The organism is Niallia yueguangensis (assembly GCF_052663115.1).
The window spans coordinates 180,854-189,789 of record NZ_JBQTCX010000010.1 but is presented as its reverse complement, the minus strand read 5'-3'; the positions used below and the strand labels follow the sequence as shown (position 1 = coordinate 189,789).

10 protein-coding genes are annotated in these 8,936 nt (G+C 33.9%); 5 read left to right on the top strand and 5 right to left on the bottom strand.

Annotated features, from left to right (window positions below; genetic code table 11):
- The 3 genes from ACTYA4_RS11700 to pepF all read left to right on the top strand — a co-directional run.
- Positions 1-188, top strand: a 188-nt coding sequence (locus ACTYA4_RS11700; RefSeq protein ID WP_445505654.1) for a hypothetical protein, incomplete at its 5' end; no start/stop codon positions are given.
- A gap of 31 nt (positions 189-219) precedes the next feature.
- Entirely contained in the window at positions 220-1,422 is a 1,203-nt protein-coding gene (locus tag ACTYA4_RS11695; RefSeq protein ID WP_443481151.1) for a competence protein CoiA, read from the top strand.
- 384 nt (positions 1,423-1,806) lie between these two features.
- Positions 1,807-3,624: an oligoendopeptidase F gene (pepF, locus tag ACTYA4_RS11690; RefSeq protein ID WP_445505653.1), complete on the top strand. Its 1,818-nt coding sequence runs from the start codon at positions 1,807-1,809 to the stop codon at positions 3,622-3,624.
- A gap of 302 nt (positions 3,625-3,926) precedes the next feature.
- Here the strand turns inward: pepF and ACTYA4_RS11685 are convergent, their stop codons facing one another.
- The 5 genes from ACTYA4_RS11685 to ACTYA4_RS11665 all read right to left on the bottom strand — a co-directional run bounded on the left by ACTYA4_RS11685 (position 3,927) and on the right by ACTYA4_RS11665 (position 7,353).
- Entirely contained in the window at positions 3,927-4,103 is a 177-nt protein-coding gene (locus tag ACTYA4_RS11685; protein ID WP_443481149.1) for a hypothetical protein, read from the bottom strand.
- A gap of 436 nt (positions 4,104-4,539) precedes the next feature.
- Positions 4,540-5,412 carry a ClpXP adapter SpxH family protein gene (locus ACTYA4_RS11680; protein WP_443481170.1) on the bottom strand — a complete coding sequence of 291 codons (873 nt, stop codon included), beginning with the start codon at positions 5,410-5,412 and terminating at the stop codon, positions 4,540-4,542.
- Positions 5,412-5,819, bottom strand: coding sequence for a globin domain-containing protein (locus ACTYA4_RS11675; RefSeq protein WP_443481148.1), 408 nt, complete (start codon positions 5,817-5,819; stop codon positions 5,412-5,414). Before ACTYA4_RS11675 ends, ACTYA4_RS11680 begins: the two co-directional genes overlap by 1 nt.
- Before the next feature lie 250 nt (positions 5,820-6,069).
- Positions 6,070-6,684 (bottom strand): lytic transglycosylase domain-containing protein, encoded by a 615-nt coding sequence (locus ACTYA4_RS11670; RefSeq protein WP_443481147.1) that lies wholly within the window; start codon positions 6,682-6,684, stop codon positions 6,070-6,072.
- A gap of 90 nt (positions 6,685-6,774) precedes the next feature.
- Positions 6,775-7,353 carry a CYTH domain-containing protein gene (locus ACTYA4_RS11665; protein WP_443481146.1) on the bottom strand — a complete coding sequence of 193 codons (579 nt, stop codon included), beginning with the start codon at positions 7,351-7,353 and terminating at the stop codon, positions 6,775-6,777.
- 368 nt (positions 7,354-7,721) lie between these two features.
- Here ACTYA4_RS11665 and ACTYA4_RS11660 point away from each other — a divergent pair, with 368 nt between their 5' ends.
- Both ACTYA4_RS11660 and yjbM read left to right on the top strand, forming a co-directional pair.
- A complete protein-coding gene (locus tag ACTYA4_RS11660; protein WP_443481145.1) occupies positions 7,722-8,096 on the top strand; it encodes a UPF0738 family protein in 375 nt (124 codons plus the stop codon).
- Positions 8,097-8,260: 164 nt separating this feature from the next.
- A complete protein-coding gene (gene yjbM, locus ACTYA4_RS11655) occupies positions 8,261-8,899 on the top strand; it encodes a GTP diphosphokinase (RefSeq protein ID WP_443481144.1) in 639 nt (212 codons plus the stop codon).
- Positions 8,900-8,936 lie beyond the last annotated feature (37 nt).

The following is an 8,936-nucleotide window of genomic DNA, read 5'->3' as shown; positions in this document are numbered from 1 at the left end:
CCACCCCGCGGAAAGCGAAGCAACCCGTAGTGGAAAGCAACCTCAACAATAAAAAACAAGCCGCCCTTTTTATTGTTCTAAACCGAGTCCTATCAAGATTTGCAAACGAATTTGAAGGTGCGAAGTTTGAGATAGTAAGAAGGAAAATAGCAGGAAAAAGCGAATATACTCTTTTAGAGCTTGTTTAATATGATGACAATCAGAAAGGGGAGTATATTCGTGTTTACAGCTTTAATGGAGGATGGAACTTCCATTCATTTATATAAAATCATAGATCAAGCATACTTGCGGAAGCTGCGGTCCAACCATTTATTTTTTTGTCCAGAATGTTTTGAAAAAGTTATTTTAAAGTTGGGAGAAAAAAGATTAACCCATTTTGCGCATGAAAATAGAACTATTTGTTCAGGAAATTCCGAAGCGGAGTCACAATATCATTTAGAAGGCAAATTACAGCTGTACAACTGGCTCGACAGATTAGGTTTGCAGCCAATGCTGGAACCATATTTCCCTTCAATTAAGCAACGTGGAGATATCGGTGTATATTACGAAAATAAATATTACGTAATCGAATATCAATGCTCGCAGATTTCGCCTGAATTATTAATAAAAAGAACAAATAATTACCGTAAAGAAAGCTTTTATCCGATTTGGATTTTAGGATTAAAAAATATGAAAAATTGGAATAGAAATAAAGTACGATTATCTACATTCTCTTATCAATTCCTCACAAAGTATCATAATCAATATGTATTACCTACTTACTGTCCCTCTAAACGAAGATTCCAATTGTATCATCCCATCATTCCCATTACGATTAATCAAGTTTTTACCTCATGCTATACCCAATCCATAAACTCCTTGACTTTTTTCTCTTTATGGAAAATGCCAGCACCTTCTATTCCTTTACATCTTTGGATGGAAGAAATACGAAAACAGAAGGTGCATCATATTCATTATCAGACGAAAAATAATGATAGATTTTTAAAAGAGTTATATAAGAATAATTGTAATCCTCATTTTTTACCACCGTATATTGGCGTTCCACTTCGTACAAATATCCACATAGAAACGACTCCATTATTTTGGCAAACGTTTATCATGTTAGATAATTTTTTAGGAGAGAAGGGCAAAAAAATTGTCTCCATTCATAAAATTACAGAACAATTTCAAAATAGAATTGATCGTTTCGAAATAAAAATAAGAAAGCTTCCAATGATATCAGCAATAACATGGAAGCAAGCTGTTTATGATTACGTGAAATTTCTAGTCGCAGTAAACATTCTAATAGAAGTGAAGCCTTACTTTTACTTATTAAAAAAAGAAATGATAATAGAAACAAATTATGAAAAAAATCGTCAGTTGGAAGAAAATTTTTATCGAGAAAATGCAGCTTTAATAAATAAATTGTTTATCTCTAACTAAATAAAAAGACAGACTATGACATATGATAACCGTAGCTTCTGAAAAAGTTTATAAATAGGCAGGATTTATTAGGCATATAATAGAATAATTAATGAATAAATTTTCGTATTATTAGAAAAGCGGAAGCGCCCTTGCTCATCGACTGAAAAAGATGAGTTCCACAGGATGTGGATCACACAATCGTTGCCACAGGACGTGGCGGTTTTAGATTGTGTACTTTTACAGAGATAAAGGAAACACGATGAGCCGAATGGCGAATCGAAGTTGACTTATCGTAGACGAGGTGAGGGAAGCGTTGAAGTCGATAGGGCGCTGGAGCTAGACACTCATCTAAGTTGAAAAATTTTATACTTCTTCTTAAATAAAGAATTGGGGGATTTAATTATGACAAGTGAAACAACCGTAAAAAAGTTACCGCAGCGAAGCGAGGTTTCTATTGAAGACACATGGAGATTAGAGGATATTTTTTCTACAGATGAAGAGTGGGAGAAAGAATTCGACGAAGTAAAAAAACTTTCTGAACAAGCAGTTGAATATCAAGGTAAGCTGTCAGAAGGAGCGGACACTTTATACAATGCGCTCGCTTATCAAGATGCATTATTAAGTCGTTTAGAAAAGTTGTATACATATGCACATATGCGTTATGACCAGGATACAACCAATAGCTTTTATCAAGGATTTGATAGCCGAATTAAAAACCTTTATGCTCATGCTGCTGGTGCATTAGCCTATATCGTTCCGGAAATTTTATCCATTGAGGAAGAAAGTATTAAACGCTTTTTAGAAGAAAAGAAAGAATTAAAATTATACGAAAAAGCGTTGGAAGAAATCAATTTGCAGCGTCCTCATGTACTATCGGCAGATCAAGAAGCATTGCTTGCACAAGCATCAGAAGTGTTAAATGCATCTAGCAACACATTTGGCATGTTAAATAATGCAGATTTAGAATTTCCAAGTATCAAGGATGAAAATGGAGAAGAAGTAGAGGTTACTCATGGAAGATATTCTCGTTTTTTAGAGAGTGGAGATCAGCGTGTACGTCATGATGCTTTTAAAGCAGTGTATGATACATATGGCAAATTTAAAAATACATTTGCATCGACATTAACAGGCAACGTAAAAAACCATGCGTTTAATGCGAAAATACGACAGTATGATTCCCCACGTCATGCGGCACTTGCGGGAAATAACATTCCAGAACAAGTATATGAAAATCTAGTGGAGACCATTAATGAATATTTGCCATTATTACATCGTTATATTAAACTTCGCAAAAAAGTCCTTGGTGTAGAAGAACTGCATATGTATGATCTTTATACACCACTAGTTAAAGATGTAAAAATGGAAATCAGCTATGAGGAAGCAAAAGATTTAGTGATTAAAGGGCTTGCACCGCTTGGTGAAGAGTATACATCTATTCTAAAAGAAGGATTTGAAAATCGCTGGGTAGATGTTCAGGAGAATAAAGGGAAAAGAAGCGGAGCCTATTCTTCTGGAGCATATGGCACAAATCCATATATTTTAATGAACTGGCAAGATAATGTAAATAACCTATTTACACTTGCACATGAATTTGGACATTCCGTTCATAGCTACTATACAAGAAAAACACAACCTTATCCGTATGGAAACTATTCTATCTTTGTTGCAGAAGTTGCTTCTACTTGCAATGAGGCATTATTAAACGATTATTTATTAAAAACAATTGATGATGAACAAAAGCGCATTTACTTATTAAATCATTATTTAGAAGGTTTTAGAGCAACCGTATTCCGCCAAACAATGTTTGCTGAATTTGAGCATTTAATTCATGTGAAAGCACAAAATAACGAAGCGTTGACGGCTGATTTATATACAGAAGAATACTATAAATTAAATCAAAAATACTTTGGGGAAGAAGATATTACTATTGATAAAGAAATAGGGTTAGAATGGTCAAGAATTCCTCATTTCTATTACAATTATTACGTATATCAGTATGCAACTGGCTTTAGTGCAGCAACAGCATTAAGCAAACAAATCCTAGAAGAAGGAAAGCCAGCAGTGGATCGATATATCGATTTCTTAAAAGCGGGCAGTTCGGATTATCCAATTGAAGTGTTGAAAAAAGCTGGGGTGGATATGACGAGCAAAACGCCGATTATTGATGCATGTAAAGTATTTGAAGAAAAGCTTACGGAATTGGAAAGCTTATTATCATAAGTGATTGTCGACAAACAAAAAGCATGTGAGATACAACAATCTCACATGCTTTTTTTAAAAGAGGGTTTTGTTAAACTTGCCTGTTGATTTCCGCTTCAGGCGTTCGCTTTCCGCGGGCGGTCCGGGAGCTTCCTCGGCGCTGTGCGCCTGTGGGGTCTCCCTCTAACTCGCTTTTCCCGCAGGAGTCTCACGCCTGGAACGAAGATCAACATAGTGCAAAAATCAACAATGAGCTTTAACATAGCCTAAAAGATAAGAATAAGACGTTTGAAGTTAGATGGATCAAGGCGCATCCGCTTTTCTTAATAAAAGCCTTTAAACTTTTTCCGATTATTTAAAAAAGCAATAAATAGGAATAAGGATAAAAACAGTAATGGGGAACTGATAAAAAGGGGAAATAGATTCATTAATCCCAATATATTTAATCCAAAACAAAAAGCAATAAATAATACAAAAACAAATAGCACAATTTTTTTCATAAAATTTGCTCCTTTCGGGAAAAGGAATGATGATTAAAACTACTATATGTATATAAATTTCCTGATATGAATAAATACAAAAACAAGCCAAAAGTTAAATTTGTCTATTTTATGAATAATAACTTAATTTGCTTGATGTTATCTATATAGTTATGATAATGTTTAATTGTGAAATTTGTCACAAACAAACTTATACCCCTTTGTTTGATCGTGGAAAATTTCTCCCATCCCCTTTGTTTATAACGATAAAAAAGGCCTTGCCTTGAGACAGCAAGCCCTTTTTTATTTTATTCCCCAAATGGATATACTCATTGTAAAAATAATTTTATAAATATAATGAAAGCTGTACGTATTTTTTATAGGGCATGAGTATCCTTTTATTCTACCTATTCATTTTCTATCAGGTTGAGGGAGATTCTTATCTGATAAACCAAATTTATTTAACATACTTCCAAAACATGCCGTACTTTGCAGGTATTTGTTCCACTAATTGTTTTAATTGAAGCTTCTTCATTTCTTTTTCTATTTCTTGAATCGATTTATTATATACAACGGATAATTCCTTCGATGCAACAAAATTAAAACATTGTAAAAAGTTCTCTAACGGAGGTGGATCTGCCTTTTCCGGAGCCGTTTGCAGCATTTCCTCCATTATTTGAACATATATTTCATATGGATAATAACCGGTAATTTTAATGCCTTCTTCCTCAATATTTTCATTAAAAAAGACAAGTGTAGGAATTTCGGTTACTTCCATTTCTGATGTAATTTTTAAATCACATTGAAAAGCTTTTGCAGCACTTTCAGAATGAATATCTGCAACAAATTCCATTACATCAAGGCCGACACTTTTTGCACAATTTTTTAACACATCGAATGTCGCAACATTTTGTTTTTCGAGGAAAAGGAGTTCCTGCAATTTCCGTAAAAAACGAATGCCAGATCTTCGCCCTTGCAGCTCGGCTGCTTTAAGTGCAATAGAGGCAAGATAGGGAGATAGTATTGGATTCTCCAGCCAAACAGATCCATCACAGGACATTCCAGATCGACTAGCCGTTTTTTCCCATAACTCCGCAATACTTTTATATTTGGTTTTTCTGCATAGATTTAACGAAGTGAGACTGCCGCTTAATACATGCTTTAGAGAAAAATATCTTCCATATTCTATTTGCAGCTTTTTTATTATCGGTTCTAACGCCCAACACTCAGGACATAATGGATCAATAAACATATAAATTTCAAGTGGTTTGCTGTCATGGCAAATTTCATAGGTTGTGTTCGGGTTGGATGTAGACAATTCTTTTTCAATCACGAGTAATCACCTTTTTTATTTTCATTTTCCTCCGAATTAATCATGTGTTTTGCTGTTAAAGCAAGTCTTGAAAAAAGTCCTTCGCGGATAGTTGGATCTAATTGTATTTCTTCCATTGCAGCATGCATGCATGCTAGCCAAGCATGAGCATGCTTTTCCGTAATGGTAAATGGTAAGTGTCTTGCCCTTAACATTGGGTGACCATGCTCCGCTGTGTAAAGAGGAGGGCCTCCTAAATATTGGGTCATAAATTGCTTCTGTTTGCGAGCCGTTTCTGTTAAGTCATTTGGGAAGATAGGAGCTAGATCAGGGTGTTGACCTACACGCTTATAAAAAGCATCTATGAGTTTGCTTAATGTGTGTTCACCAATAACTTCAAAAGGTGTGGGCATTTTCTCGACCATCAAAAAACTCCTTTATGCATACATGTATTTTTTATCATCATTTATAATATCGCGATAATTGCCCAACTACTATTCCTATATATTTTAACAATGCCGAAATAATTGTACAAATAAATAGCTTGTAAAGGAATATAAATTGGTTCAATACATTCGCTGTATATGGAATATTCTCATGATTTTTTTTCAAAAAAATGCCCACTGTTAAAAACAACGGACATTTCTTTGTGTGCAATTATAACCGTAGGAACCGTTAAACTAAGAAGTGTTGCTTTACTTTAGCAACATAGTTCTGTGTTTCTTTAAATGGTGGTAAACCTCCATATTTATCTACATTTCCTGGTCCTGCATTATACGCTGCAAGTGCCAACTCGATGTCACCGTTATATTTTGTCAATAGTTGTTTTAAATATTTAGTTCCGCCCATAATATTTTCTGTCGGACTATAAACATTATTAACCCCTAAAGATTTTGCTGTATGTGGCATTAACTGCATTAATCCTGAGGCACCTGCATAACTTGTTGCGTTTGGATTATTATTAGATTCTACTTTAATAACGGAGCTGATCAGTTTTTCCGGAACATTATAAGTCGCTGCCGCTTTTTTTATAATATCTTGAAAATCATTTACTGTTTCGTTAAGTTTTGTTAAACTTTTCGGAAGCAAATAGGTAGCAGCATTTGCTGAAATCGCTGCAGAATTAGATGTATTGCTATTTCTATTGTTTGCAAATAAAGCATTGTCTGAAGAAGATACTGTGCTTAATAATTCCTGGAAAAGAGAGCCGGTAGAGCTAGTTGAATTTTCTGATGTAAAGTTTTGCAGTGCTTGTAATTCAAGCATCACTTTTAATGTATCAATTCTCATGAACTTCCTCCATTGCTATCATGAAGTTATTTGTCTTGACTGTCTAGCTTCGACGTACAGGATGTACTAGTGCCGGCGCTTCCACTTTTCTTATTGTTCATACTTTTTTAAATAAAACCGCTGTACTTTATTTTTCGTTTTGCGTTTAGGTATTTGACAGGATTGTAATAACTTCTCGAAATAAACTTGTCCTTCTTTAGCGTCACTTACCTCATATTCTAACTCATAATCTTCTTCGTTTAAATAAAAACTATGATCTAAAACGAGTAAACCATTTCCAAATTCTTTTTCTGCTCTTACGGTTGTTAAGGAACCAAAGTAGCAGATTTTATCCGGATTGATATTCATTCCTAATAAAATGGATACAAATGGTTCGAAGTTTATCTTGCCAGTTTGAAAAATAATATCACTTTCTTCTTTTGTCAGCAGTTTATTCGTTTCAAGTAATCCTTCTTTATGTGGCTGTTTTAATGTTAATTCATAGGCATCTTGTTTTTTTCGAATTCTTAGAGCTGATTTTTGTTGTTTTAGTAAAAAATCGGAGGTATCAAAATAGTGATTTTCTTGTTGGAAAAAATCTTTTTCATCTATTTGGAAATATTCAATTAAAGATAAATATTCTTGTTTTGTTAACATATTCTTAAATTCAATTTCGATATTTTGCGACATAATAAAATCCTTTCTTTTCCCATTTAATCCTTAATAAATGAAGGCCATTTTTTTCTTCTCTTTACGGTCTTTTCGTATAGATTGTTGTTATTTAACTCGCAGCCTGAATACACTTCGCTTTCCGCGGACGAGTGCCGAGCCTCCTCGTCGCTATGCTCCTGTGGGGTCTTGTCTTTCTCGCTTTTTCCGCAGGAGTCTACGTGTATTCAGGCTGCTCAGTGCTTCAGCCATGTTTATTATTTTATTCAAAAACAACAAACTTTTAGAAAACAGTCTTTCTTTATTATCCCTTTGTTCATTTGTAACTGCAATGTTTAGGAGAAATTAAATCTATGTGGTAAAATAGGGCATTATATGGAGGGTGAAAAATGAATCAAAAATTACAACTATTGAACTCGGAAATAATAGATAATGAACTTTTACTTAGAGTAGAGGAATCTATTCTTCTTGATAGCTATAAAGCAAGTGGACAAATGCTCGTAGATTCAGATGCGCTTAGCTTTATCTATTTATTAGAAGAAAAAGATTATTATGTTTATTTAGTGATTGAAAATAAATGGTGGAATATAATGAAAGAAGGTAAAGAGTTAAACTTGCCAGTTTATTTAACAAATGGAAGTCATAACGTTTTATTAGAGCAATTTTTTGAAGAACTAAATTATTTAGTAGAAAATATTGATGGAAACAGTAATTATGGTGATGAAATGGAGAATGCAGTGGGAGCAGTATTTATTGAAAAATAGACATGCTTGATCATTGCTGAAAAAGCTTTAAGTGTGTGCATAAAGGTAACAAATTAGAAGCAAGCCAACGAAGAGATTAGATGCTTTAATTTGGTGATCTTTTGAACATCCTTTTTACAACCAATAACATAATTAGAACCTTTGAAAATTGGGGTGTTATATTCATGAAACATTGGGAGCAGTTTTTAGCCCCTTATAAACAAGCGATTGATGAGCTGAAGGTTAAATTAAAAGGAATGCGAAGTCAATTTGACGAAGAAGTTGAACACTCTCCTATTGAATTTGTAACAGGAAGAGTAAAACCAATCGCAAGTATTTTAGAAAAAGCCCATGAAAAAGAGATTTCTCTTGAGAATTTAGAAACAGAGATGCAGGATATCGCGGGACTGCGTATGATGTGTCCATTTGTTGACGATATTATTAGAGTAGTAGAGTTATTAAGAAAAAGAAATGATTTTGAAATTGTAGAAGAAAAAGATTATATTTTACATAAAAAAGATAGTGGCTATCGATCGTATCATGTTGTGATTTCATATCCTGTTCAAATGATTGATGGGGAAAAAAGAATTCTGATGGAAATCCAAATTCGGACACTGGCAATGAACTTTTGGGCAACAATTGAACATTCATTAAATTATAAGTATAAAGGCCAGTTCCCAAAGGACATTCAAATGAGATTGCAGAGTGCTGCTGAAGCAGCGTTTCGTCTTGATAAGGAAATGTCCTTAATTCGTGGGGAAATACAGGAAGCACAAGCATTTTTTAATCGTAAAAAGGAAATAAAAAATAATCGTAAAAAATAGCAAGCCATTAAAATGGTGAAAGAGGAGCTATCATAAA

Excerpts from the sequence above, each read along its gene's own strand:
- ACTYA4_RS11665 (WP_443481146.1), bottom strand. The coding sequence starts at position 7,353 with ATGTCGCAAAATATCGAAATTGAATTTAAGAATATGTTAACAAAACAA.
- ACTYA4_RS11685 (WP_443481149.1), bottom strand. The coding sequence starts at position 4,103 with ATGAAAAAAATTGTGCTATTTGTTTTTGTATTATTTATTGCTTTTTGT.
- ACTYA4_RS11670 (WP_443481147.1), bottom strand. The coding sequence starts at position 6,684 with ATGAGAATTGATACATTAAAAGTGATGCTTGAATTACAAGCACTGCAA.
- ACTYA4_RS11660 (WP_443481145.1), top strand. The coding sequence starts at position 7,722 with ATGAATCAAAAATTACAACTATTGAACTCGGAAATAATAGATAATGAA.
- ACTYA4_RS11675 (WP_443481148.1), bottom strand. The coding sequence starts at position 5,819 with ATGGTCGAGAAAATGCCCACACCTTTTGAAGTTATTGGTGAACACACA.
- yjbM (WP_443481144.1), top strand. The coding sequence starts at position 8,261 with ATGAAACATTGGGAGCAGTTTTTAGCCCCTTATAAACAAGCGATTGAT.
- pepF (WP_445505653.1), top strand. The coding sequence starts at position 1,807 with ATGACAAGTGAAACAACCGTAAAAAAGTTACCGCAGCGAAGCGAGGTT.